At 68.0% G+C, this 24,332-nt stretch carries 17 protein-coding genes and 1 pseudogene; 10 read left to right on the forward strand and 8 right to left on the reverse strand.

Annotated elements, in window-relative coordinates; all coding sequences use genetic code 11:
* The first annotated feature begins 85 nt into the window (after positions 1 to 85).
* The gene (locus OV287_RS30200; RefSeq protein WP_267537508.1) at positions 86 to 1,342 is read left to right on the forward strand and encodes a hypothetical protein; all 1,257 of its coding nucleotides are present in this window, start codon (positions 86 to 88) and stop codon (positions 1,340 to 1,342) included.
* Between the two features lie 47 nt (positions 1,343 to 1,389).
* Here OV287_RS30200 and OV287_RS30205 read toward each other — a convergent pair whose 3' ends face one another.
* Entirely contained in the window at positions 1,390 to 1,746 is a 357-nt protein-coding gene (locus tag OV287_RS30205; RefSeq protein ID WP_267537509.1) for a hypothetical protein, read from the reverse strand.
* A gap of 156 nt (positions 1,747 to 1,902) precedes the next feature.
* On the opposite strand from OV287_RS30205, the gene OV287_RS30210 reads away from it, so the two are divergent.
* Positions 1,903 to 3,114, forward strand: coding sequence for an MFS transporter (locus tag OV287_RS30210; protein ID WP_267537510.1), 1,212 nt, complete (start codon positions 1,903 to 1,905; stop codon positions 3,112 to 3,114).
* 66 nt (positions 3,115 to 3,180) lie between these two features.
* Here the strand turns inward: OV287_RS30210 and OV287_RS30215 are convergent, their stop codons facing one another.
* The 4 genes from OV287_RS30215 to OV287_RS30230 form a co-directional block, all read right to left on the reverse strand.
* Positions 3,181 to 4,371 carry a glycosyltransferase family 2 protein gene (locus tag OV287_RS30215; RefSeq protein ID WP_267537511.1) on the reverse strand — a complete coding sequence of 397 codons (1,191 nt, stop codon included), beginning with the start codon at positions 4,369 to 4,371 and terminating at the stop codon, positions 3,181 to 3,183.
* A 172-nt stretch (positions 4,372 to 4,543) separates the two neighbouring features.
* Positions 4,544 to 6,931 (reverse strand): zinc-ribbon domain-containing protein, encoded by a 2,388-nt coding sequence (locus OV287_RS30220; protein ID WP_267537512.1) that lies wholly within the window; start codon positions 6,929 to 6,931, stop codon positions 4,544 to 4,546.
* 36 nt (positions 6,932 to 6,967) lie between these two features.
* The gene (locus tag OV287_RS30225; RefSeq protein ID WP_267537513.1) at positions 6,968 to 7,351 is read right to left on the reverse strand and encodes a ComEA family DNA-binding protein; all 384 of its coding nucleotides are present in this window, start codon (positions 7,349 to 7,351) and stop codon (positions 6,968 to 6,970) included.
* 3 nt (positions 7,352 to 7,354) lie between these two features.
* A complete protein-coding gene (locus OV287_RS30230; protein ID WP_267537514.1) occupies positions 7,355 to 8,584 on the reverse strand; it encodes an aspartate kinase in 1,230 nt (409 codons plus the stop codon).
* A 155-nt stretch (positions 8,585 to 8,739) separates the two neighbouring features.
* Between OV287_RS30230 and hutH the strand changes: the two genes are divergently transcribed.
* The 3 genes from hutH to OV287_RS30245 all read left to right on the forward strand — a co-directional run bounded on the left by hutH (position 8,740) and on the right by OV287_RS30245 (position 11,745).
* Positions 8,740 to 10,266, forward strand: a complete 1,527-nt coding sequence (gene hutH / locus OV287_RS30235) for a histidine ammonia-lyase (protein WP_267537515.1) — start codon at positions 8,740 to 8,742, stop codon at positions 10,264 to 10,266.
* 97 nt (positions 10,267 to 10,363) lie between these two features.
* Positions 10,364 to 10,696 carry a ComF family protein gene (locus OV287_RS30240; protein WP_267537516.1) on the forward strand — a complete coding sequence of 111 codons (333 nt, stop codon included), beginning with the start codon at positions 10,364 to 10,366 and terminating at the stop codon, positions 10,694 to 10,696.
* 281 nt (positions 10,697 to 10,977) lie between these two features.
* Positions 10,978 to 11,745 (forward strand): hypothetical protein, encoded by a 768-nt coding sequence (locus OV287_RS30245; protein WP_267537517.1) that lies wholly within the window; start codon positions 10,978 to 10,980, stop codon positions 11,743 to 11,745.
* A gap of 586 nt (positions 11,746 to 12,331) precedes the next feature.
* Here the strand turns inward: OV287_RS30245 and OV287_RS30250 are convergent.
* Complete coding sequence (locus OV287_RS30250) at positions 12,332 to 13,861, reverse strand: thiol-activated cytolysin family protein (RefSeq protein ID WP_267537518.1); 1,530 nt, start codon at positions 13,859 to 13,861, stop codon at positions 12,332 to 12,334.
* A gap of 525 nt (positions 13,862 to 14,386) precedes the next feature.
* Between OV287_RS30250 and OV287_RS30255 the strand changes: the two genes are divergently transcribed.
* The 4 genes and pseudogenes from OV287_RS30255 to OV287_RS56505 all read left to right on the forward strand — a co-directional run.
* Positions 14,387 to 15,195 (forward strand): IS5 family transposase gene (locus OV287_RS30255; RefSeq protein ID WP_267534258.1). Its coding sequence is split into 2 segments (ribosomal slippage): positions 14,387 to 14,735 and positions 14,735 to 15,195, totalling 810 coding nucleotides; the frame shifts between segments, so codons are not numbered across the junction.
* Positions 15,196 to 15,531: 336 nt separating this feature from the next.
* Positions 15,532 to 17,031, forward strand: coding sequence for an IS1182 family transposase (locus OV287_RS30260; protein ID WP_267535556.1), 1,500 nt, complete (start codon positions 15,532 to 15,534; stop codon positions 17,029 to 17,031).
* 1,724 nt (positions 17,032 to 18,755) lie between these two features.
* The gene (locus OV287_RS30265; RefSeq protein WP_267537519.1) at positions 18,756 to 18,938 is read left to right on the forward strand and encodes a hypothetical protein; all 183 of its coding nucleotides are present in this window, start codon (positions 18,756 to 18,758) and stop codon (positions 18,936 to 18,938) included.
* Positions 18,939 to 18,942: 4 nt separating this feature from the next.
* Positions 18,943 to 19,153, forward strand: a pseudogene (locus tag OV287_RS56505) (transposase zinc-binding domain-containing protein); the annotation flags it as partial.
* A 312-nt stretch (positions 19,154 to 19,465) separates the two neighbouring features.
* Here OV287_RS56505 and OV287_RS30275 read toward each other — a convergent pair.
* Together OV287_RS30275 and OV287_RS30280 are read right to left on the reverse strand one after the other, a co-directional pair.
* On the reverse strand, positions 19,466 to 19,606 hold the full coding sequence (locus OV287_RS30275) for a hypothetical protein (RefSeq protein WP_267537521.1): 141 nt from the start codon (positions 19,604 to 19,606) through the stop codon (positions 19,466 to 19,468).
* Positions 19,607 to 19,677: 71 nt separating this feature from the next.
* Positions 19,678 to 21,042, reverse strand: coding sequence for a sensor histidine kinase (locus tag OV287_RS30280; RefSeq protein WP_267537522.1), 1,365 nt, complete (start codon positions 21,040 to 21,042; stop codon positions 19,678 to 19,680).
* A gap of 143 nt (positions 21,043 to 21,185) precedes the next feature.
* On the opposite strand from OV287_RS30280, the gene OV287_RS30285 reads away from it, so the two are divergent.
* Entirely contained in the window at positions 21,186 to 24,236 is a 3,051-nt protein-coding gene (locus OV287_RS30285; protein ID WP_267537523.1) for a serine/threonine-protein kinase, read from the forward strand.
* Positions 24,237 to 24,332: the final 96 nt, after the last annotated feature.

Consider the following 24,332-nt stretch of genomic DNA (forward strand, 5'->3'; position numbering starts at 1 on the left):
CGTGGTGCATGACAGTCGCTCGGACGTCTCGTTGTCCCCTGTAGACGGCTGGAGGATCCTCGTGCCCTCGAAGGAGCCGCCACCGATGCCGCTGCGTACTTTCGCCAAGAAGGCTCTGCCCTGGCTCGCGTTCCTCCTGGCGATCGCCGCCCTTGGCTACACGTGGAACTGGGCCCTCGCGAAGGCGTCCGAGCGACACCGGATGCACCACGCGTTCAGCAGCGGCACCACGAAGTACATCTTTGGCCTGTGCCCGAGCACCCCACTCGTGGGCAACATGCCCCAGTGGGCGAGCGACATGCGCGGGCGCTGTCAGGCACACCAGCCCACCTGGGGCCGCGTGGATGACGGCACCGGTCGCCCCGAGCTCGACCTCGAGAAGGGCTCGACGTGGGAGGCCATCCAGCTGCTCTCCAAGCTCGTGCTGGAGATCTCCCCGGGCAAGCTGCTGTCGCTGGTGTCGTTGGTGGTCATCTCGCTGGCGGGGGTCCTGGGCCTGCAGCGGCGAGGCTGGCTCGGCCGCCAAGGCCTCAACCTGCGCATCTCCCGCGGCGCCGCATTGTCGATGCTCTCCATCGTCATGTTCGCGCTGAGTGTCTCGCTCGTGCTGCTCGACGAGCAGGAGACGCTGACCATGTGTCAGATCACCGGCAGCACCTACGCCAACCTGATCTCCATTGATGCGCGCTGCTCGCAGCAGACGATGGTGCTACGCGACACCCAGGCACTGCTCGAGCAGAAGAAGAACGAGCTGGACACCCGAGCAAGGGAGCTGGAGGACCTCAAGCAGGAGATCGCCTCGCTGGGCGCGATGCGGGATGCGCTGGGCTCGTTCAAGACGGAGCTGAAGAGCCAGAGCGAGAGCACCCAGCAGCTCATCATGGCCGTCACCGGCGCCACGCTCGAGGGCATCGGTAAGGCGGTGGACCCGCTCCACAAAGACGTGAAGGGATTGGATGCATCGCTCAAGACGGACCTGACGGACTTCAAGACCGGCCTGCGCGGCGAGCTGCAGGAGGACATGAAGGCCCTGGTGCGGAGCGAGCTGAAGGCTGCCCTGCGGGACGAGGCGCTCGAGGACGTCATCCGGCGGGAGGTGCGGGCGGCGGTGCGAGAGGACGTCCGCGCGGTGGTTCGCGGTGAGTTGCAGGAGTCGCTGAAGTCAGCGCTGGCGGCGAGCCACGTGCCCGCCCCGGCTCCCACGCGCGCGGAGCCCCCGGCCCCCCGAAAGCCCACCGAGCCCGCGCCCAAGAATGTGAAGAGCACGAGCTACTCCGTCACCACCAGGCCCTCCGCGTCCGAGGGCAAGAAGCCCACCGCGCCAGCCCCGGGCAAGCGCTAAAGGGCCAGGAGCGCGGCTGGGTCATGGGGCCCCGCCGCGCCTCACGGTTACGGACTGGAGGACACGGAGTCGTCGCAGTCGTCGCCCTGGCACTTCCCCGAGCAGATCACCTGGCCGGGATAGGACGCCAGAACGGCGCAGGTGGTGCCCCCCGTGCACTCGAGAAGGTCCGTACAGAGGGTTGCCTCATCCAGGCACTGCGCTCGCGTCGCGCCGTCCAGGGTGAACGCGATACAGCTCGTTTTCTCCGGGCAAGCGGGAAGGTCCACGCCGCACTCGGGCCCGTCGGTCAACACCTTCCCCGCGCGTAGGGACAGGCGGCCCCGGCGATTCGACTCCTCCGCGTCGGACCCGCAGGCACTCACCAGACCCAATCCCAACAGGCACACCATCACTCGAAACATGAGACCGCCTCCTATTCTCGAGACCGCGCGAACGTGAGCAAGGGGCAGGCCACACCCAACCTCCTGAGATTACCTACCCTTGGGCGATGGACCGGGCGCTCACGCTCTCAAGAAGTTGAGCTTTCCCTTCGCGGGAATCTGAGGAAAAGGAAGGGCATGCTCCTGCTCCGTCACCGGGCATTCCGGTCCCTATGGACCGCTCGAGCCATCTCCTTCGCTGGAGATGCGCTCAGCCTGGTCGCGCTCATGCTCCATGTCGCCAACACGACAGGCCAGGCCCTCGCCGTCTCCCTGCTGCTGCTCGTCGGCGACTTTGCCCCGGCGCTGTTGAGCCCGCTCACCGGGGCCATCAGCGACCGGTTCGACCTCAAGCGGGTGATGATCACCTGCGAGCTGATCCAGGGTGCACTCCTCGTCCTCATCGCGCTCACGATGCCACCGCTGCCCCTGTTGCTGGCGTTGGTGGCGGCACGTGCCGTCGCCGGACAGGTATTCCAGCCTGCGTCTCGCGCGGCGGTGCCCGCGCTGGTGCCCAGTGATGACCTGGAGGCCGCGAACTCCACCCTCGGGTTCGGGACGAACGGCGCCGAGGCCCTCGGTCCATTGATCGCGGCGGCGCTCCTTCCCCTCGTGGGGATCCGCGGCGTGCTCCTCGTCGATGCCGCCTCGTTCTTCGTCTCGGCGGTGATTCTCGCCACCCTCCCCTCGCTGCCATCGGCTTCCGCCGGGCAGGAGAATCCGCCGTCACTCCTCCATGACGCGAAGATCGGCCTCGGCTACATCCTGTCGACCCCCGCGGTCCGGGTCATCGCCCTGGGCTTCTTCGCCGTCGTCGCATTCAACGGAGTCGATGACGTCGCCCTGGTGGTCCTGGCCAAGGACACGCTCCGCGCCGGAGACTCGGCGGTCGGGCTTCTCCTCGGCGCTGTCGGAATCGGGCTGCTGGTCGGTTACGTGCTGCTCGCGCATCAAGGCTCACGCGCGTCCATGGTGGCGCTGCTGCTCCTTGGGTTCGCGGTGAGCAGCGTCGGCAACCTCTTCACCGGGCTGGCCTGGGCCGTCTCCGCCGCGTTCGCCATGCAGACCGTGCGCGGGGTCGGTCTCGCGGCAATGGACGTCGCCACCAACACCCTGCTCCAGCGACTGGTTCCCCCCGAGCTGCTCGGCCGGGTGTTTGGCAATCTCTACGGTGCCATCGGCGTCGCCGCCGCGCTGTCCTACGTCGGCGGCGGTCTGTTGCTCGACGCCACCTCGGCCCCAGTGACGCTGTTCATCGCCGGGGCCGGAGGCACGGTGGCCACCCTCGTCACGGCGTTCGCACTCCCCGCCGCGTTGCGCAAGAACACCGAGGCACAGCGCCCCTCGTGAGCCTCCTCGATGTTCCCATGCAAGCGACTCCCCTCACCCCCAGCCCTCTCCCAAAGGGAGAGGGAGTTACGTCGACGAGGGGACGCGGGCCGTGCGATCCCACGCGGCCCGCTGCGTGTTCCTCAGGAACCGCCAGAAGCCCACCACGATCGCCAGGTTCATCGTCACGAAGTAGTAGGCCACCGACGCCACCTTGCGCGCCGTCCCCTTCAACGTCCCCTTCTTCCCCAGGTACGCCAGCCCGTAGAACAGCACCTGCCCCGCCAGCATCAGCTTGTAGAGCGGGCTGTTCAGCAGGAAGAGGTTGGCCACCAGCGCCAGTGCCATCAGCGCCGGCGCGCACCAGCGCAGCAGCTTGTGTGACCAGAACGCGAACGCCGGGAAGCCCGACAGCGGCGAGAGCAGCCCCGGCACCATCCTCAGGCTCTGGAAGTTGCCCGCCGCGATGCGCGCCCGCCGCCCGAACTCCTTCCCGTAGTCCTCCGTCGTCTCCTCGTGCGCCACCGCCTCGGGCTCGTAGACCACCTTGTAGCCCTTCTCGAGAATCCGCAGCGGAATCACGAAGTCGTCCACGATCGTCGCTGGCGGCAGCGCGTTGAACAGCGAGCGCCGGATGGCGTACAGGCCCCCGTTCGCCCCCACCACCGCGCCACGTTTGCCCTCGTAGAACTTGATGAGCGACTCGTAGGTCCAGTACGTGCTCTCCTCGTACTCAGCCTTCGTCGGGTTGAAGAGCCGCAGCCGCCCGCACACCGCCCCCACCTCGGGGTCCTCGAAGTGCCGCACCAGCCGCTTCACCGCCTCCGGCTCGATCATCGTGTTCGCGTCCGAGAGCAGCACGATGTCGCCCTTCGCCATGGGGATGCACCGGTTGAGCACCGAGGTCTTCCCCCCGCGCGGCGCCGCCGACAGCCTCACCCGCTCGTCCGTGCACTGCTCCACCAGCTCGTCCGTCCCGTCCGTCGAGCCGTCCGAGCCAATCAGCACCTCGAAGCGCCTCTCGGGATAGTCCAGCGCCAGACTGTTGCGCAGCTTCTCCTCGATGCAGCTCGCCTCGTTGTAGGCCGCCACCACCAGGCTCACCCGGGGCAGCTCGCTCGCCTGCTGCCCAGCCCGGCGCCGGCTCGCACCCGAGCGCATGTAGCGCACGTTGTGCAGCACCTGCACCACCCCATCCAGGGCGAACAGCACCACCGGGTACAGAAAGTACGTGTGCACCAACATCAACGCGGCACACCAGAACACCAGCTCCGCCATCACCCCTGCCTCCCCGACCGTCGACACACGTTGAGTCGCGTCAGGACAAAGCAAGGCACATACCGACTCCCGAGCCGGAACCTGTCCTCTGGGGCATGAGCGCAAGCACCCGGCTCACTCCGAACAGTGGGAACTTCTTTTCCTCCCTGAGGGTAGGAATTGCACCCCCAGGTCAGGGCGCGGGGGTGGCCTCGGTGGTGGGCGCCGGCGTGGTCTCGGCTCCGGGCGCGGGCGTTTCCTCAGGTGCTGGCGAGACAACCTCGGGCTCCGGTGGGGTCTCTGGCTCGGGAGCCGGCGTGGTCTTGGGCTCGGCTGCCTGCTTCACCAGTTCCTCCGCGTGCACATGGAGTTGCTGGGCCAGCTCATGCTTGGGGTTGAGGGTGTTCACCGTGTCCAGCAAAGGCAGCGCGGCAGCCGGCTCGTTGCGCATCAGTGCGATGCGCGCCCCCAGCACGTAGGTGCGCAGGAAGGTGCTGTCCGCCTCGCGCATGAGATCGAGCGCTCGGACCGTCTCGGGGACCTGGGCGTCCGCGGGGGTGGTGGCATTGAGTACGTACTCGGCCATCGTGAGGGTGCTCCAGTCGCGCAGCTCTGCCTGGGCCAGCTGCACCGCCATGCTGAGCGCCTCGCCTCCGCCCAGGACGGCAGTCATCATGGCGCGGGCCCGCAGACGCACCAGGGCGGGCGCCCGCTCCTCTTCCGCGGGAGCCGCCGCGAGCTTCTTCAGGACCTGCACGGCCTCCTTGGAGAGCACCGAGGCGCGCTCCTCGAGCGGGGTCAGGATCTTCTGCGCAGCGTTGAACTCGTCCCGCATGGTGTTGACACGGATCTGCCAGTCGGCCGGTGTCTGGACCTGATTGAGGCGGTCGATCTGGGACTTCAGCCGCTGCACCTTCTGCCGAGCCGTGGCCACCTGGACCTGGGTGTCGTCCAGGTGCATGGCGAGCGCGGTGCCCACCTCCGCCAGGAGCTCGACGCTCTGGGGGTGCGCAGCCGACAAGGCATTCAATCGCGAGAGGGCCCCCTCCTTCGAGGTCGCGTCGTCCCGCCGCAGCAGCGCCAGCGCTTCGTCCCGAGCGGCCCTCGCCTCAGGCGGCACGGTGGGGGTCTTCGAGAGCCAGGCAGGCGAGGTCAGGAACGCCGTCAGGATGAGCACGAGCGCGCCGCCCGCGATGAGCAGGACCCGGCCCTTGCCGCCCGACTCAGGACGCTTGTTGCCTCGGCTCGCGGCCTTGTTGGCGCTCTCGACGGCCTGCTCGAGCAGCTCCGGCGGCAGCTCGAGGGGCTTGGTCAGGGACGGCCCCGGCGCCCCCGAGGACCCTCTGTCCTCGGAAGACGCCTCCGCCATCAGCTCCTCGAGCGGGCGGTTCAGCTGGACCAGGATCTCCTCAGGGAGCTCGATGGGCGTCGTCGCTGCGACCGCCACCATCGGCTCGGGAGCAGGCGGGCGAGGCGCGGGAACCGCGGGAGTCTCTCGCGATGGGGTCCGAGGATGCAGTCCCGGAGGTTGCGAAGCAGGACCCGCCGTGGGCTGTCCGGGCTGCGAGCCCGAGGCAGCACCTGCCGGTGCACCGCTCACCTGAGCGGCGCCGAACAACTGGGTCGCGGATACGGGAGGCGGCGTCCCCGCTGCTGGAGCTGGAGCCGATGCTGGAGTCGGCACCGTGGGCGGCTGCGCGGGCACTGCGCCGAACACCTGTGTCGTCCCGATGGGGGCCTGGCCCGCCGCGGGCCTGGTCACGGGAGCTCCCTGCGGATTGGAGCCAAAGGGCGGCGTCCCCGTCGCGGAGGGCGGCCTGGCCGCCTGGGGACGTGGGGCGGCCTGAGGCTCGGGAACCTCGGTGCCGAGCACCAGGAACTGCGCCGTAGAGGGACTCGGGACCTTTGCCTGAGGTTGCGGCTGCGGCTGCTGCACCGCACCGAACACCTGTGTCCCCGTGGGAACAGGAGGAGCCGTGCCCGCCGGAGGCTTCGCGGCCGGTGGGGGCTTGGCCGCGGGCGCGGGCTTCGCCGCCGCTGGCGGCTTCGCGGCAGGGGGAGGCTTTGCCGCGGGCGCAGGCTTCGCCACGGGAGCCACGGGCGGAACCTGGGGCAGCGCTCCGAACGCCTGCGTCGTCATGGCAGACGGCGGCGTCCCCGCCGCGGAGGGCTGGGGCTTGTTACCCACCGGCGCCACGGGCGGAACCTGAGGCAGCGCTCCGAACGCCTGCGTCGTCATGGCAGACGGCGGCGTCCTCGTCGCGGAGGGCTGGGGCTTGTTACCCACCGGCGCCACGGGCGGAACCTGAGGCAGCGCTCCAAACGCCTGCGTCGTCATGGCAGACGGCGGCGTGCCGGCCTTGTTCTCGCCGTAGAGCAGCGTGGAGTTCAGATTGGGCTGGGTCGTGGGACGCGTCTGGACAGCCCCAAACACCTGCGTGGCCTGAGTCGTCGCCTGGGCCGGCGGTGCGGCGATGAAGACGTGGCTACAACGGGTGCACTGCACCGGTACGCCCCCGGGCGGAAGCAACCGGGGGTCGAGCGCATACTGCATCGAGCACTGGGGGCAGGCGATCTCCACACACGGTATCTACCACACGCCTCGGGCCGCTGGCGCCTACCGTAGCTCGGTTGTTGCCTGGAGGGTCTCCAGCCGGGCTGCGCCTACGCCCGGCACCTCAGACACCTGCTCCCAGGAGACGAATCGGCCCTGGGCCTCACGCGCTTGAACGAGGCGCCGGGCGAGCGAGGACCCCACCCCGGGCACCTTCGCGAGCTCAGCCTCGGACACCTCGTTGAGGTCCAGCCGCTGTCCCAGCAGGAGGCGCTGCGAGGCGGAAGGCACAGCGCCCTCACCACACACCGCGACACCGTCCACCACACGCACCGCGCCGGGCTCACAGTCCAGCGCGGGCGTGGAGTCCGGCCAGCGGCCGCGTGCCAGCACGCCCAGGCCCAACAGCCCGAGCGCAGCCACCGCGAGCGCGCCAGTCCGGTTCACCGCTCAGCTCGCCGAGGCAGGCTTGTCCAGACCGAACGCCGTGTGCAGCGCCCGGACGGCCAGCTCCGTGTACTTCGACTGGATGAGGCAGGAGACCTTGATCTCCGAGGTGGAGATGAGCTGGATGTTGATGCCCTCGCTGGCGAGGATCTGGAACATCTTCGCCGCCACGCCCGAGTGGTTGCGCATGCCCACGCCCACGATGGAGACCTTGGCCACGTCGCCATCCGTCTCCAGACCGCCGGCGTTGATCTCCTTGGCCACCTTCTCGACCACTTCCTTGGCCTTGACCAGGTCCGTCTTGCCCACCGTGAAGGACAGGTCCGTCTTGCCGTCCCTCGAGGCGGTCTGGACAATCAGGTCCACCACGACGTTCTGCTCGTCGAGCGCGCCGAAGATCCTCGCGGCCACACCCGGAATGTCCGGCACGCCGCTGATGGCGAGCTTCGCCTCGTTCTTGTCGTAGGCGATGCCGCTGACGATCACGTTCTCCATCGACTTGTCCTCCTCACACACCAGGGTCCCCGGGTCGTCCGTGAAGGAGGACTTCACCCAGAGCGGCACCTTGTACTTCATCGCGAACTCGACCGAGCGAATCTGCAGGACCTTGGCGCCCACGCTGGCCAGGTCGAGCATCTCCTCGTAGGAGATGCGATCCAGCTTGCGCGCCGCGGGGCACACGTTGGGGTCGGTCGTATAGACGCCGTCCACGTCCGTGTAGATCTCACAGGAGTCGGCCTTGAGCGCCGCGGCCAGTGCCACCGCCGTGGTGTCCGAGCCGCCGCGCCCCAGCGTGGTGACGTTGCCCTGCTCGTCCTGACCCTGGAAGCCGGCCACCACCACGATGTGCTTCTGTTTGAGCGCCTCGACGATCTTCTCGGCGTCGATGCGTTTGATGCGGGCCTTGGAGAAGATGCTGTCGGTGACGATCTGCACCTGGTAGCCGAGGAAGCTGGTGGCCAGCCCCCCCTGCGCCTGGATGGCCATCGCCACCAGGCCGATGGACACCTGCTCGCCGGTCGCCACCACCACATCCTGCTCGCGCTCGCTCGGCCGGTCGGTGATCTGGGCAACGAGTTTCAGCAGGCGGTTGGTCTCTCCGGACATCGCGGAGACGACGACGACCACATCGTTGCCCGCCTTCTGGGCCGCGATGCAGCGCCGCGCCACGTTCTTCATCCGCTCGGTGTCGCCCACCGAGGTGCCGCCGTACTTCTGGACGATCAAGGCCACGTTGGCTGGTTCCTCCTGGAACGGCGCGTCAAGGTAGTGAGGTGGCATCCGGCTGTCAAAAGCTCCCTGAGCGGACGGGCTGCACACGGACAGCTGTTGGGATATAGGGGCGCCCATCGTCAGTACCGCCGCCCTTGTTGCCTGGAGCTCCCGACATGTACCGCCCCCGCCTTCTGATCGATGGTGATACCCTCCGGCTGGAGGACATCCTGCAGGTCGCCCGTAACGAGGCGCTCGTGCAGCTCACGCCCGAGTCCGAGGCCTGCGTCCGGGCCTCTCGCGACCTCGTGGAGCGCGTTGCCGCCGGGGATACCCCCTCCTACGGCATCAACACCGGCTTCGGCACCCTGGCCGAGGTGCGCATCGACAAGAAGGACCTGCGTGAGCTGCAGCGCAACCTCATCCTCTCGCACGCGGCCGGCGTGGGCACGCCCATGCCGCTGCCCGAGGCGCGCGCCCTGTTGCTGCTGCGTTGCAACGTGCTGGCCAAGGGCTTCTCGGGCATCCGCCTGGAGACGCTGCAGCTGGCGCTGGACATGCTCAACAAGGACGTGGTGCCGGTGGTGCCCGAGCGGGGCAGCGTGGGCGCCTCGGGAGACCTGGCGCCGCTGGCGCACCTGGCGCTCGTCTTCATCGGCGAGGGCGAGGCCTTCTTCGAGGGCCAGCGGATGCCGGCCCGTCAGGCGCTGGAGCGCGCGGGGCTGAAGCCGGTGGTGCTGGAGGCCAAGGAGGGCCTGGCGCTCGTCAACGGCACCCAGGCCATGTGCGCCGTGGGCACCCTGCTCCAGCTTCGCGCCGAGTCGCTCGCCACCGTGGCGGACATCGCCGGCTCCATGACGCTGGAGGGCCTGCTCGGCAGCCACAAGCCCTTCATCCCGGAGATCCAGGACGTGCGCCCCCATGAGGGCCAGAAGGCCTGCGCCGCCCACCTGCTGAAGCTGCTGGCCGGTAGCGATCTGGTGGAGACGCACGTCAACTGCAGCAAGGTGCAGGATCCCTACTCGCTGCGCTGCATGCCGCAGGTGCACGGCGCGGCCCGCGAGGGGTTCGCCTTCGCGCGGCGCATCCTCGAGGTCGAGGTCAACAGCGCCACGGACAATCCGCTCGTCTTCGTGGAGGGCAACCGGATCGTCTCGGGCGGCAACTTCCACGGCCAGCCCATCTCGTTGGCCATGGACGTGACGGCGATGGCGCTCACCCAGCTGTCCTCCATCAGCGAGCGGCGCGTGGAGCAGCTCGTCAACCCGGCGCTGTCCAACCTGCCCCCGTTCCTGGCGAAGAACTCGGGCCTCAACTCGGGCTTCATGATCGCCCAGGTGACCAGCGCGGCGCTCGTGGCTGAGTCGCGCGTGCTGTGCCACCCCGCCTCGGTGGACTCGATTCCGTCCTCGGCCGGCCGCGAGGACCACGTGTCCATGGGCATGACGGCGGCGCTCAAGGGCCGTCAGGTGGCGGACTTCACGCGCACGTGTCTGGCCATTGAAATCCTGGTGGCGAGCCAGGCGCTGGACTTCCGGCTGCCGGTGAAGGCGGGCCGGGGGCCTCGCGCCGCGCACGAGCTGGTGCGCAGCCGCGTGCCCACCATGGAGAAGGACCGGGAGATCCACCGCGACATCGAGGCCGTCTGCGAGCTCATCGACTCCGGCGAGCTGCTCCGGGTGGTGCGCGCCGCCACGGCGTAGTCACGGCACGGGCCTGGGGGCGGTGGGACTGGGATAGAACTGCTCCGCCGCCTGACCAGTTTGGTGCCCCTGCCCAGGATGAACTTGACGCGCTTCCATGGCGTCTTCGCCCCTGGCGCGAAACTGCGGCCATTTCTTCTGGTGCCCGCAGCAGCGGTCCCTGGCGAGCAGGAGGCACTATCGGCGGCGACCTCCCACCAAAAGCGTCAGCGCGCCCCGGGGCTCGATTGGGCCGGACTCCTCAAACGCACCTTCAAAGTGGACGTCTTCTCCTACCGCATCTCCGTCCGTAGCAGGCGGAGAGTTCCTCCTCGTGGACGACGTGCTCACCACGGGGGCCACCGTCCGAGCCGCCGCCACCGCACTCCGCGAGGCCGGTGCCATCCGCGTCGAAGTCATCACCCTCGCCCGGGCTTTCTCTCTCGCCTGACTCGGGTTGCGCATGCACCCTCTCCCGCTGGGAGAGGGCGGGGGGGTGAGGGTAGTCCCCGCATGACCCTCAGGAGTCCACTATGACCATGGTGGCGGATCCGCTGTTCATGCTCCTGCCGCAGGAGGGCTCCGCGGCTGAGGCGCTGGAGCGCTTCATCGCGGGCATGACCTCGTGAGTTCTCCCCTCGGAGGGGACGCCAGACGTGGTATGAGTCGAGCGCACCGGGCTTCCGCTGACGCCACTCGGGCGTGGTAGGGAAGAGCGAGAGAGGACTGCGCATGACGGCCACGAAGAAGAAGGACAGGAGGTTGGGCCCGTTCCAACTCGGAAAACGGCACAAGCACGCGGCGGCGGAACTGGGCCACATCCACGAGGCGTGCAACGTCCAGACGGGGGCCCCGGCCCTGGTGATGCTGCCCGGCTCAAGGCCCACCTGGGGACCCAAGAAGAGCTGGCAGGTGCGCGCCTCATTCCAGGTCACGCCCCCCTTCATCGCGCTGGAAATGGAGCGGGCACCGGCCTCGGGCAGGTTGGCGGAACTGGCTGACTTGCTCACCCTACTGCTCGCGGGGATTGAGGCCGTGAGGGACAACGCCAGGATGCGTGCCCACCTGACCGGCACGCCGATGGGCCGGAGGCTGGGGTTCCCTTCGCTGAAACGACTGGCGGTAGCGGGACTCGCCGTGCTCGTGCTGAGCGCGGGGTTCTGGTTGGGCACGGGAACGCGTCCGGTGGAGTCTCCCACACCACCCCCGCCGACTCCCGGTATCGGTGAGCTGGCGGACGCCGGAATTTCGTCCTCATTCCTGATCGATGGCGAGATGCGAGGCCCAGCGGGTATCGCCTACCCGCTTCCTGACAAGCCCTTCCCAAACCAGGTCAGGCCGCCCTGCCGCACCAAGGCGGACCATGTCGCAATCAACGGCGGCTGCTGGATAGCGATTGAGCGCCGTCCGCCGTGCGATGAGGACCACGCCGAGTACCAGGGCAAGTGCTACATCCCGATCATGAAGGCGCCACGACCGCCTCAATCCCTCTCCCCGTGAGCTGTCTCGTTTTCGGAATGCGCTCTGGAATGGCGGAGTGACGACCGGGGACGTTCCGAGAGGAGACTGACATTGGCCCGCCGCATGCTTCGGGCGCGGCTCACCATGTTGGGGCACGCCTTCTTGTCGGCGCTCCGCCTCGCGCACGGCGTGTCTCCCTGCCCTCCTGGCGCCCGCCCTAACTCCACTGCGCCCGCCCAACAGGGCCCAGTCCTTCCTATGCTCCGGACCGCTGTTCCTGGCGCTCCTGTACCGGAGCGGGCCGTGAGGAGCTACCTCGCGCTGGCCGAGTCCCGTTGCATCGCTGGAGACGTCGATGCGGGGAAGCCGCCCTGCGGCGGACATTGCAGTGCCTGCGCACCCGTGCCGAGGACATTCCAGAGCTCGCGCTCCGGGAGCGCTGCCTGCACCAGGTGCCCGAACACGCCCGGGCCTCTCCACTGGCTCGCCAGCGATGGGGAGCGACCTGGAAACGGCCCTCGAAAAGAAAAAGCCGCCTGCGGCGATGCAGGCGGCAGGGAATTGCCTTCATTCTCGCTGGCCGCTGCTCTCTCGAATCAGCGGCCAGCGTTTCGCGGAGCTTCCGTCACAGCTGCTTCTGGACGACATCCCCGGTGTACTTGTTGACGGTGTAGACCCAGACAGGCTCCCTGGAGTGGCAGTAGGTGCAGGAGTAGTACTGGTTCACCTTCTCGACCCCATCGACGAAGATCTTCAGCTTCACCCGGCTCTGGTAGGACTTGAGGAATCCAGGCTGTCCAACAACGGAGACGACCTTGATTTCGTCATCCGCGCCAACCAGATGGGAGTTGATCTCCACGCTATTGTAGCCACCGCTGGAGGAACTGCCGGAGACAGACATGATCTCCTGCCACGTGGTGCTCGTAGCCTTCTTGACGTAGAGCTTGGCATCTTTGTAGACGTCGGACAGCTCGACCCGGATCTTGCGCTCCCCCGGGCAGACGCGCTCCGTATAGCGGGTGGTGCGCGACATGGTGGCGAGCTGGTCATCCAGGCGCCGCACCTCATAGCCAATGGGTTTGAGGCTCGCGAGCGGGACGTTCTGCAGGGTGAAGTAGTCCTGCCAAACACCAGACTTGATGACGGCGATGGCCGGCTCGGAGGGGCCGCCATACGCGAAGAGTCTCATCTGGCTGTTCTGGATGATCTTCCGCTGCTGGGCCGTCGCGGAGCCGCTGAACGGGCCGTAGACGGCATTGACGGCGGCCTCCAACTCCGCCTTGGAGGTGCTGGACGAGACGGAGAACAGCAGCATGCGGCCGTACGTCACGGCCCGGACGTAGGTCGGCAGGTTGTCGTACCCCAGCTCACCCGCGTCTCCCAGCTTGTTTAGGTCCGAGACGAGGAAATTGGCGGGATTGAACTCGCCAAGGGCCGGGGTGAAGCCCTGCAGGTCCTGGAAGATCGTGAACAGGCTCTGGGAGAACCGGACGAAGACCGTGTTGCTCTGGGTGCTGGTCGTCGAGCTGAAACTGGCGCTGATGTTACCGCCCAGGATCTTCGCATCCAGCTTGAACTTCGCGGCGGCCTCCTCCAACGAGGAGGCGCTCTTCATCTCGAAGTAGGTGTTGGACTGGGTGATGGCACCCTGGGCGTTGGCTGCCTGGATCAGCTGGCCGATGGAGTTATAGACATCGGTGGACGTGGCGGTGGGAGCAGTGGCCGTCTGGTAGAAGGTGGCCACGAGCTTGACAGGCTTCCGCTGTGGGTAGGGGACATGCAGCGGCGTGAGAGCACCGAGGCCGAGATTGACGTACCTGCCTTGATTGAGCGCGGAAGGAAACAGCAGGCCGGCGCCCGCGTCGAAGCTCACGAGCTCCTCTGGATTGTACCGCTCATCGACCTGCTTGAGCTGGCACCCGAGCGCATCCGGCGCCAACACCGTCGAGGTCTGGCCGGAGCTCGGGTTCTGCCAGATGCCGTTCTGGAACAGCTTGTTGATGAAGTCCTGAACACTGGTGGCGCCCGTCGGATAGAGGGACATAACGGAACCACCGCCGAGGTAGCCGCTCTGCAGGAAGGTCTCGATATTGGGCACGCCCGCGACAGAAGGAGGAACGCCCAGAGCCTGGGCGCGAGCGTACAGGTCGCTCATCGACGCCTGCTGGGTCGTTCCCGGAACGTTGATGACGTTCGGGTTGTAGCACGGGCCGCAGTCCACGTCGCAAGTCGAGCAGCTCTCGGAGCCACTGCAGTACCCATCACCACAGGGGGACGGCTCATATCCACAGTCAATGCTGCACCAGTCCACCTCGGAGATGTCACACAACCCATCGCCACACTCGGGATACGGAAGTGAATCTGCGGGGAGGCGAAGATTCGCAGCCGAGTGGTCACTGTCCTGCGATGGGTCTTCGACTCCGCCGCAAGCCGCGAGGGTGCATCCCAGCAGGACTGTCAGGAGGGGCGCTGCCAGGTTCTTGAAGTGTCTACGCTTGTTCATGTCCATGACCGCGCAAGGCCTTCCGCAGGCAAGCCAAGCACGGTGATTCCTTTGAATGAAAACGACTGAAAACTAAATTCAAACAAATTGAAAAAGACTCAGAGCGCCTAACAAAAATAAGGTTTGAGGGTGGACGGTACGGTGGACGAATAGGCGGACCATGAGCACCTGGGGCCCATGACTCGCGAACTCGTACCGGACGCGCTGTGGGAGAGAGTCGCTCCGCTGCTGCCGGTTCCCAAGAAGAAGAAGTCCGGGCGTGGCCGGCCACGGGCAGACGACCGAGCCGCCTTGGAGGCCATCGTCTTCGTGCTCAGGACTGGCATCCCATGGGAGCTGCTCCCGCAGAAGCAGTTCGGCTTGTCGGGGATGACGGCCTGGAGGCGCCTGGAGCAGTGGACGCGTGCTGGGGTGTTCGAGCAGCTCCAACGCAACCTGCTCAACGAGTTGGGACAGCAGGGCCTGGTGGACTTCAGTCGCGCCTCGATCGACTCCTCATCGGTCCGAGCCTCAAAAGGGGGGCCCTCACGGGCAAGAACCCGACGGACAGAGCGAAGGCGGGCAGCAAGCATCATCTTCTCGTCGACGCCAAGGGCCAGCCTCTGGCAGAGAGCCTGACAGGGGCCAACGTCCACGACACGCACGAGCTGTTCCCGCTGCTCGATGCTGTGCCTGAGGTGAAGCAGCCTCGTGGTCGTCCCCGTCATCGGCCCGGCAAACTGCACGCTGACAAGGCGTACTCTTCGCGCAAGAACCGTCGGGGCTTGCGCCGACGCGGCGTTACCGCACGCATTGCGCGGCCTGGCGTCGAATCGAAGCAGCGGCTGGGGCGGCATCGGTGGGTAGTGGAGCGAACCAACGCGTGGAAGAACCAGCAGCGGCGCCTGCGCGTGCGAGATGAACGGCGGGACGATGTCCACTTCGGCCTCCTCGTTCTGGGTAGCTGCCTGATACTCTTCCGAGGCCTAAATCCTGATTTTTGTTAGGCGCTCTCACTGCCCAGGCGGTTTCACCAAGGCGCGTGAACCCTTGCGAGGCTACGAAGGGCCAGAAAGCCCAGCCAAACATCTACTTCGAGAAATTGGCGGGAAACAAGCCCCTCCCAAAAGGGAAGTCCTTCCCCTCTCACTCAGCAGACGACCGAGGAGGCGGCTGTCAATGCGCATAGTGCGGATTAGGCCCTGTTCGAGTGCGGACAGCCGGGGAGGGCCTCCCGATGGCCTAGGAGCGTGTCGGAAAACCCCACCTTGGAGGGTGGGGAAGAGGAGTGACGCCCCAGGTGGTCCTTCAGAGGGGAGGCGAGTTCTGGTTGAAGGTGGAGGGTGAGCACCACCTCGAGGAAGAAGCCGGAGCAGGCCGCCCTGTTGGAAGTAGCAACCAGCGAGAAGCCGGAGCGGGAGGAGACGAAGAGCTCCGCCCGCTACGCCTCGCCGAGACCGTTCCGGGAGTGGCAGCCGGAGCAGGGCCAGTTGCTACCGCAGTACGCGAGGGAAGTGCTGGGAGAGGGGCACCTGGCGTGCTTCTTCGTCGAGCTGCGCAAGACGCTCGACTTCAGCGCCATTCTGAAGGCGTACACCCAGGAGTGCGGTCAGCCGCCCTACCACCCGGTGATGATGACGTTGCTGCTCATGTACGCGTACGCGCGAGGCATTACGAGCAGCCGGGAGATTGAGAGGAGGTGCGAGACGGACATCGCCTTCCGCTACCTGACGGGAGGAGAGAGGCCGGACCACGACACGGTGTGCACCTTCAGGGTGAGGCACCTGGAAGCCTTCCGAGCGCTCTTCGTGGACACGCTGAGGCTGGCGCGCGGCTCGGGGCTCAAGAAGCTGGGGCACCTGGCGGTGGATGGCTCGAAATGGAAGGCCAACGCCAGCAAGCACAAGGCGATGAGCTACGGACGAATGGAGGAGTCCATGAAGAAGCTGGACGAGCAGATAGACAGGCTGCTTGCGGAGGCCGCGGCGCTGGATGCGGAGGAGGACAGGCGCTACGGCAAGGGGCGACGCGGGGATGAGCTGCCCGAGGAGCTGAAGAATCCAGAGAAGCGCGCCGAGCGGCTGCGGCAGGCCGCGCGTGAGCTGGAGGCGGAGAAGAAGCTCGAGCTGGCGGTGGAGAAGGAGAAGCGCCGGGAGAAGATTCGCGAGGCCAAGGAGGACTTGGAGAAGGAGGCCAGGGAGAAGGCTGGGGCCAGGGGTGAAAACCCGGAGGAGGCGAAGCCCTCCGAGAAGGCGCAGCGCAATTTCACCGACCCGGAATCGAGAATAATGCCGCGGGCAGGCGCCTTCCAGCAGTCCTACAACGCACAGGTGGCAGCGGACGCGGACACGCAACTGATAGTGGCCCAGGAAGTGGGGCAGAGCACCAGTGATGCACGCCAGCTGGCCCCCATGGTGGAGCAGGTGGAAGCCAACACGGGACTGGTGCCCAAGGAGCTGAGTGCGGACACGGGCTACCTGAGCCAGGAGGACATTGAGAAGGTGGAGGACAAGGGGGTGGAGTGCTTTGTGGCCACCGGGCGCGGCAAGCACGGAGAGGAAGCGCCGCCAGCTCCTCGAGGACGCCCGCCGGCGGGACTGAGCTTCAAGGAGCGAATGAAGCGCAAGATTTTGACGAAGCGGGGACGCAAGGCGTACGCGCGGCGCAAGGTGACAGCCGAGCCTGTCATCGGGCAGGTGAAGAACACAGTCCTGCCACGCTTCTCGCTGAGGGGCCTCACCAAGGTGCAAGGGGAATTCTCGCTGGCGTGTGCCGTCCACAACCTGAAGAAGTTGTGGAAGCTGGGGTGGGAACTGCCCAGCCTGGCCGCGCAGGCGGCGTAGCGGAGCAGGTCGCCGCACGGCGGTCGCGGCTCCACGGCATCCGCACCTGGGGCGCCATATCGCTCCCGCTACGCGCTACCGTACCTCTGGCCGATTCGCCGACACGCTCCTAGGAGCCTGTCGGAATACCTCGGCTACCCACTACATGAGGGGTAGTGCGACTCAAACACACCGCTATGGTTGGTATGTAGGAGTCGTTTTTCGGCGATTCTCCGACAAGCTCCTAGGGCGCTTCTGCAAACATGACGAGCTCTGGCCAGCCTCTCACTCGAGGACGCGGCCCGGCGGCGTGATGTCCGCGGAGACGGTGTCTCGAGACGGTGTCAAAAGACTCGAACCGAAGGACTCGCGCCAGAATGAGACTTGGCGTGGTGTTACCGAGCACGCTGGATGAGGGAAAAGCGGGCCAAAATGAGCGAGTTGGGTGATGGGCAAGCCTCCAGCGGGCAGGGGTAGCCCATCACCGAGACTGGAAAGGCGAGGCACGTTGGCTGATGGGATGGCCACGAGCCCGTGGGTTGGGCGAGCCTCTCCCGCCCTGGCCGGTCCGTGTCAACGCGCAGGAGCAGGAGTAGAGCGGGTGCACGAGGAGAGCGGAGCCGCATGGCAATGAGCAGGGGGGAGTCCCGCGGTGGACAGAGCCACCCGCCCCTGGGCTGCGCGACAAGACGAACATGGAGCAGAAGCCAGCAACCGGGGGGAGCCCGCTCATGAGCGGGCGGAGCGATGTGTCGCCGCCCAGCGCCGATGCGGCCCGTCCACGCACGTGTCCGAAGTGCGGCCAGCCAGCCTACGAGGGGGGAGAGGTGTGGATACACGGGCATGGAGTGGTGCAGCGGCAGCAGAGAGGGCCCGTGGTCTCAGGAGGGGTGGGAGTGAAGAGGGAGGTGGCGTGCCGTCGCTACCGCTGCAAGGCGTGTACGGCCCCACCAGGCGTTCGCCGGGGCCAGCCATGTGAGGTGATGGGCATCCGCGCTCCGGCGCAGGCGCCGAACCGCCCACCGGGTTGGGGGGAGTCGGCCTGCATACGGTGCCCGAATCCGGCCTGCCCACGCACGCCCACGCCCCTGGCTGCGCGTCGGACAGCAAGGCTGGACGGGACGGGTGTGCCCTGCCGCTGGGTGTGCTACCGCGCGCATCCGGGACAGCTTCCACTTCGATGCCGCGCGAGCGCAGCTCGGCTCCTTTCGCCGCGGCTCCATCATCTCCCGCCGCGGGGAGTCGGCCGCCTGTAGAGCGAGAGTAGAAACGAACCCCCTCGCGTCACCAACGTTGATTCCCTGGGCTCGGCGCGCGGCGCCCTGCCTCGTGTGCCCCGCGCCCGCGGTGCCGTCCAGGGCAGGCTCGCTTTCACGAGTCGCTACGCGCCCCTGGACAGCGTCCTCGTCACGGAGCGGTGGGCCGACCGCGTGAGACCGGAGGCCTCACCGCTGGCGGAGTCGGGTCAGAGCTACTGTCGCCGAGGGCGTCAATCTTCCTGTCGCCTGACACCGCCACCCCTCTGTAACCCACGAGCACCCCCTCCCCGGACCCCTCCCCATCACCCACGGTGGCACGCCACCACCGGCGTGATGCCCATCAACCAGCTCGCTCACGCGCCCATCAACCAGCTTGCGCGTCAACAGCGTGGACGGGTGAACCTAGCGGCTCCCGAGTCTTTCTGAGGACTTGGAGTTGGCCCACAGGGTGCACTCGGCTTGGCGGCTCGTACGCAGGAGATGGGGATGGGCTGGCCGCTGAGGATGTTCCAGGAGGAGGGTCTTTATTTCGTCACGTCCAGGTGCTTCCAGGGACGGCTACTGCTGCGTCCTAGCGCGGAGGTGAACGAGGTGGTGGGGGGCGTGCTGGCGAGAGCCGTCCAGCAGAGCGCCGGTAACGTGCCGAAAATGGTGTCAGACGACTCGTAGCAGGTACCTGGAGTGCGGGGTGCTGGCGCACGGCTTCGCACGGGTGCGCTGTGAGAGTTGCAAGGACGAGCTTCTCGTCGCCTTCTCTTGCAAGAGACGCGGGGTGTGCCCGTCCTGCAACGCGAAGCGGGCGCATGTGACGGCGGTGCACCTGGTGGAGCGGGTGCTGCCGCACGTGCCCTACCGTCAGTGGACGCTGTCCTTTCCGCACCGGGTGCGTGGGTGCAGCTCAAGAACGTGGGACTGCTCTCGGACGTCCTCACCCTCTTCCTGCGCGGTGTTCGCCCTGCAGCGCCGAAGGGCACGGCGGCAGGGCCTGCGTGGCGGGCAGGTCGGGGCCGTGTCGTTCATCCAGTTCTTCGGCTCGGCGTTGCAAGTGACGCCCGCGACCCCTGTACCGGTGAAGCCCACCGCCTCTTCCGGCAAGTCCTCCACCGCGTCCGCCCAGGGCAGGCACTGAGCGGGCACCGCTTCCGATCAGCCCACGAACGCGATCCGCACGTGGCGGCGCCCCTTCTCGAGCTGTCTCACCGCAACGTGTACCGGCTGTTGAGCCCGCCCGACTCGACGTCCGCGTCCTCCAGCGCGAGCGCCTCGTCCTCCTGCTCCACATCCTCTTCCCCCGGCAACACCTGCGTGAACCTCGCCCCGTTCAGCAGCGGCGACACGAGGGTGTGTCCTCTCCGTGCTCGCGGAAGCTCCTGCGTCGCATACCGGTCTGACGTGGAGGCGCAAACACCTAGGCGGACGGAAGGGAGCACCGGAACAGGGTGCCACGGCCCGGCCGGGGCTCCGGCTGCAGCCGGCCCTGGTGCACTTCGAGGATGGAGCGGCTGATGGACAGGCCCATGCCCAGTCCCGCCGGCTTGGTGGTGAAAAACGGCTCGAAGAGGCGCTTGCGCACCTCGGGACTCAAACCCACGCCCGTGTCCTCCACCTCCAGCTCCACGCGCCCCTCCATCCCCAGGGTGCGCACCCAGACCTGCCGCTCCCCGGGCTGGCACGGGCTCACCGCATCCAGCGCGTTGATGATCAGGTTGAGCACCACCTGCTGGAGCTGAACCCCGTCTCCCCTCACGGGCAGCGGGGTGTCCGCCAGCTGCAGCGTGAGGGTGGCGCCCCGAAGCTGCACGTCATTGCCGGCCAGCTGCGCCACCTGGCGGACCAGCGCATTGAAGTCATGGGAGGTGAAGGGCCCCTGGTCCTTCTTCAGCAGCGCCCGGGTGCGGCGGATGATCTCTCCGGCCCGCTTGTCGTCGGCGATGATGTCGTCGATCAGCTCTCGCAGCAGGGAGAGATCGGCCTGCGTGTGCCGAAGCAGCCGCTGCGCCGTCTCGGCGTTGGTGAGAATGGCCGACAAGGGCTGGTTCAGCTCATGGGCGATGGAGGCCCCCAGCTCGCCCACCGCGGCGACCCGCTCCATGTGGGCCCGCTCGTCCTGGGCCCGGCGTGCCTCCAGCTCGGCACGCCTGCGCGGAGTCGCGTCCACCACCGTGACCACGGCGCCGCCGCCCGGTAGCTCCAGCCGGCGGGCGCGCAGCTCGAACCAGGTGTCCGCCCGGTGGCCCCGGAACTCCACCATCCCCTCATCCACCCGGCCCGAGTACACGTCCTCCAGCAGCGTGGCCGCTCCCGCCGTCTCGAGCTCTCCCGCGTGCGCCAGCTTCTGGAGGGACTGCAGATAGGAGCTGCCCGGGATGATGAGCCGCTGGGTGGACAACGCGCCCAGCCCCTCGCGCTGGGCCGAGGGGGCGCTGGCCCGAAGCACCGCGCCCTGCTTGTCCAGAATGGCCACCGCGCCCGGGAGCGAATCCAGCACGGCCAGGTTCAGCCGCTGGGCACCCCTGCGCCTCCGCCGCTCCAGCAACAGCACGACGATGAGCACCGCCTGGAGCAGTCCCCCCCCCACCACCGCGCTCACCGCCCAGCGGTAGCGCCCCCAGAGCTCGAGCTCGCGAAGGTCTCCCCCACCGTCCGAGCAGCGCGCGCTGGCGGCCATGTCCCCGCGTTTCCTCTCCTCGGAGGACGGCACGGTGTTCTCCGGCTCGGCGGCCGCGAGCGGGGTGACCATCAGCCACAGCATCAAGACGCCCAGGGCGCGCATCCGCGTTCTCCGTGCAGGCCGCACGCCTGCCTCGTGCCATCGCCCCATCATTCCATCTCGTGGGCTCCAGGTCGATTTGACAGGCGCGCGGAAGTGAAGGATGGGCTGTATCCCATTCGCGAATCACACGAGGGGTGGCGGGGATGCGTGAGCCCAAGCAGGAAGAGAGCACGGCGGGTCTCGGGGAAGCCCGCACGGTCGGCAACCCACGGCCAGCCCCCGCCGAAGGCGAGCGCCCTACCGAGCACACGCCCCCTGCTTCAGGAAGCGGTGGCTTCCACGTGGCTCCCGGACACGCCCTGGCGGGCCGCTACACCGTGCTGGACGTCCTGGGCCAGGGCGGCATGGGCGTGGTGTTGGCCGCCTATGACGCGAGGCTGGATCGGCGCGTGGCCCTGAAGCTGGTGCGCTCGCGCGAGGCCGACGGCGGCGGTGATGGGTTGGCCCAGGTTCGCATGGTGCGTGAGGCGCAGAGCATGGCCCGTCTCAATCACCCCCACGTGGTGTCCGTCTATGACGCGGGGACGCTCGAGGATGGCTCCGTCTTCATCGCCATGGAGTACGTCCAGGGACAGACCTTGCGGAGTTGGTGCCAGCACACCCCGCCCCGGCACTGGCGGGAGGTGATTGGAGCCTATCTGGACGCGGGGCGCGGGCTGGCGGCCGCGCACGCGGCGGGCCTCGTTCACCGCGATTTCAAGCCAGACAATGTCCTGGTCGGCGAGGACGGCCGGGTGCGCGTCACGGACTTTGGTCTGGCACGTGCCGGGTCCGCCCCGGGTGACACCGCGCGGCCCGTCACCGCCATTCCCGCCTCGGCGCTGCAGGCGCCGCTCACCCTGCCGGGCTCCGTGCTGGGGACGCCCGCGTACATGGCCCCCGAGCTGCTCCAAGGCCAGACAGCGAACGTGTGCAGCGACGTGTATGCCTTTTGTGCCTCGCTCCATGAGGCACTCCATGGGCGGGTCCCCTTCCCCATGGACTCGATGGCCTCGATCCTCCGCCTCAAGGAGGGCCAGCCGCCGGTTCCTCCCGAGGACTCGCAGGTACCGGCCTGGGTCTCCCGCGCGATCTCGCAGGGTCTGCACCCCGACCCGATGCAGCGGCCCGGCTCCCTGGAGCAGGTGTTGCGGCGGTTGGAGGACGATCCCGAGGCGCGGCGCCGCACCTGGCTGCGGATGGGCGGACTGGCCGTGTCGGTGGCGCTGCTCGCGGGGCTGGCGGTGTGGACGTGGGGGCGCCAGCAGGGCCCCGGCTGCGAGAGCCTGGAGCGCCGCCTGGAGGGAGTGTGGGACGCGCCGGTGAAGGCCCGCGTCACCCGGGCGATGGAGGCCACGGGGCTGCCGTATGCGAAGGACACCGCGCGGCGCGTGGAGCGGCTGCTGGATGGGTACACCCAGGCCTGGGTGAAGCAGCGGGTGGAGGTGTGCCAGGAGACAGCCGCGCACCCGGCGGCACCTCGGTCCCAGAGCCTCGCGCTGCTGCGGGAGGCCTGCCTGGAGCGGAGGCGCAGCCAGCTCCAGGCCTTCACCGGACTGCTGGGGCGAGGGCCGGATCCGGAGCTCGTCGACAAGGCGGTGCCGGTGGCGCAGGCACTGCCGCCGCTGGAGTACTGCGCGGATGTGCAGGCGCTGTTGGCGGCGGTGCCGCCTCCCGAGGATCCCCAGGTGCGCGCGCGGGTGGAAGCACTGCAGGCGCGGGTGGAGCCGCTGGCGGTGCTGCTCTCCGCTGGAAAGTACGAAGAGGGGCTGGTGCTGAGCGAGCAGCTGCTGCCCCAGGTGGAGCCGGTGGGCCATGCGCCCCTGAATGCGCGGACCCTGCTGCTCCGAGCCCGGCTGCAGGAGGGCGCGGGCGACTACAAGGGCAGCGAGAACACGGTGCTGCGGGCCATCTCCGAGGCGGCCAGGGGCAGGGATGCGGTGCTGGCGGCGCAAGCGTGGAACCTTCGGCTGCTGCTGGTGGGCATCCGCCAGGCCCGTCCCAAGGACGCCGAGGTGCTGGCGCCGATGGTGGAGACGGTGGTGGAGCTGGCGGGCGACGAGGCGACTCGCGCGGACTCGCTCCAGGTGCGCGGCCGGCTGCTGGACAACGTGGGCCAGTTCGAGCAGGCCAGGGAGCACTACGAGCGCGTCTTGTCCCTTCGGGAGAGGCTCCACGGAAAGAGCCACCTCCAGGTGGCCCTGGCGCTCACGGACCTGGGCAACGTGCTCCGGCGCATGGGCCGGCTCGCGGAGGCGAAGGAGCGGCTCGAACGCGCCCTGGCCATTCAGCAGGACACGGTGGGTCCCACGCACGTGACGGTGGCCCAATCGCTCGCCACCCTGGGCATCGTGTTCACGGGGCTGGGCCAGTTCGAGGAGGCCCGGGCCCGCCACGAACGCGCCCTGGACATCATGGAGAAGGCCCTGGGCCCCGATCATCCCCAGACGGCGACCCTGCTCGCCGAGCTGGGGAACGTGCTCCAGGACCTGGGAAGGTACGAGGAGGCCCGGGCCCGGCATGAGCGCGCCCTGGCCATCCTGGAGAAGGCCCTGGGCCCTGAGCACCCCAACGTCTCCAAGGTGCTCACCAGCCTGGGCATCGCCCTGGCGGGCCTGGGCCGGTATGAAGACGCGCGGCTGCGGTTCGAGCGCGCGCTGGCCATCCAGGAGAAGACCTTTGGGCCCGAACACCTGGATGTAGCGGTCGTGCTCGTCAACGTGGGGGGAGTGCTCGCGGACCTGGGCCGGTATGAAGAGGCCAGGGCGCGGCTGGAGCGCGCGCTGGGGGTGCTGGAGAAGGTGCTGGGTCCCCAGCACCCGGCGCTCTCCATCCCGCTCACCCTGCTGGGCCGGGCCCTCACGCATCTGGGCCGATATGAGGAAGCGCAGCGCCGGCTGGAGCGCGCCCTGGCCCTGCAACAACAGCCGGAAGAGCACGCCGGGCTGGCGGAGCCGCTCACCGGACTGGGATTGCTCCAACTGGCACGCGGCAGGCCCGCGGCCGCCGTGCCGTTGCTCGAGCGGGCCTCGAGGCTCGCGCCAGAGGAAGCGGCCACGGAGACGCGGTTCGTGCTGGCCCGGGCCCTCTGGGAGTCGAAGCAGGATCGCCCTCGCGCCCTCGAACTGGCCACCCGGGCCCAGAAGGACTGGCAACGCCGCGGCAATGCCCCCCGGCTGGCCGAAGTGTCCCAGTGGTTGGCTTCACGAAGATGAGCCACGCCGGGGCGCGCACAACGTCGGCCATCCGTCAATTCAACAAAGCGCCAGCCGAGCTGCTCCCGAAGAAGGAATAGCGCATCCAGCCTCTCT

It is taken from the genome of Archangium lansingense (assembly GCF_026626635.1).
GTDB lineage: Bacteria > Myxococcota > Myxococcia > Myxococcales > Myxococcaceae > Archangium > Archangium lansingense.

Bases quoted from the DNA above. Each gene is read 5' to 3' on its own strand.
- OV287_RS30250 (WP_267537518.1), bottom strand. From the start codon at position 13,861: ATGAGCGACCTGTACGCTCGCGCCCAGGCTCTGGGCGTTCCTCCTTCT.
- OV287_RS30265 (WP_267537519.1), top strand. From the start codon at position 18,756: ATGGGCTGGCCGCTGAGGATGTTCCAGGAGGAGGGTCTTTATTTCGTC.
- OV287_RS30205 (WP_267537509.1), bottom strand. From the start codon at position 1,746: ATGTTTCGAGTGATGGTGTGCCTGTTGGGATTGGGTCTGGTGAGTGCC.
- OV287_RS30200 (WP_267537508.1), top strand. From the start codon at position 86: ATGCCGCTGCGTACTTTCGCCAAGAAGGCTCTGCCCTGGCTCGCGTTC.
- OV287_RS30285 (WP_267537523.1), top strand. From the start codon at position 21,186: ATGCGTGAGCCCAAGCAGGAAGAGAGCACGGCGGGTCTCGGGGAAGCC.
- OV287_RS30280 (WP_267537522.1), bottom strand. From the start codon at position 21,042: ATGCGCGCCCTGGGCGTCTTGATGCTGTGGCTGATGGTCACCCCGCTC.
- hutH (WP_267537515.1), top strand. From the start codon at position 8,740: ATGTACCGCCCCCGCCTTCTGATCGATGGTGATACCCTCCGGCTGGAG.
- OV287_RS30210 (WP_267537510.1), top strand. From the start codon at position 1,903: ATGCTCCTGCTCCGTCACCGGGCATTCCGGTCCCTATGGACCGCTCGA.
- OV287_RS30245 (WP_267537517.1), top strand. From the start codon at position 10,978: ATGACGGCCACGAAGAAGAAGGACAGGAGGTTGGGCCCGTTCCAACTC.
- OV287_RS30240 (WP_267537516.1), top strand. From the start codon at position 10,364: ATGGCGTCTTCGCCCCTGGCGCGAAACTGCGGCCATTTCTTCTGGTGC.
- OV287_RS30215 (WP_267537511.1), bottom strand. From the start codon at position 4,371: ATGGCGGAGCTGGTGTTCTGGTGTGCCGCGTTGATGTTGGTGCACACG.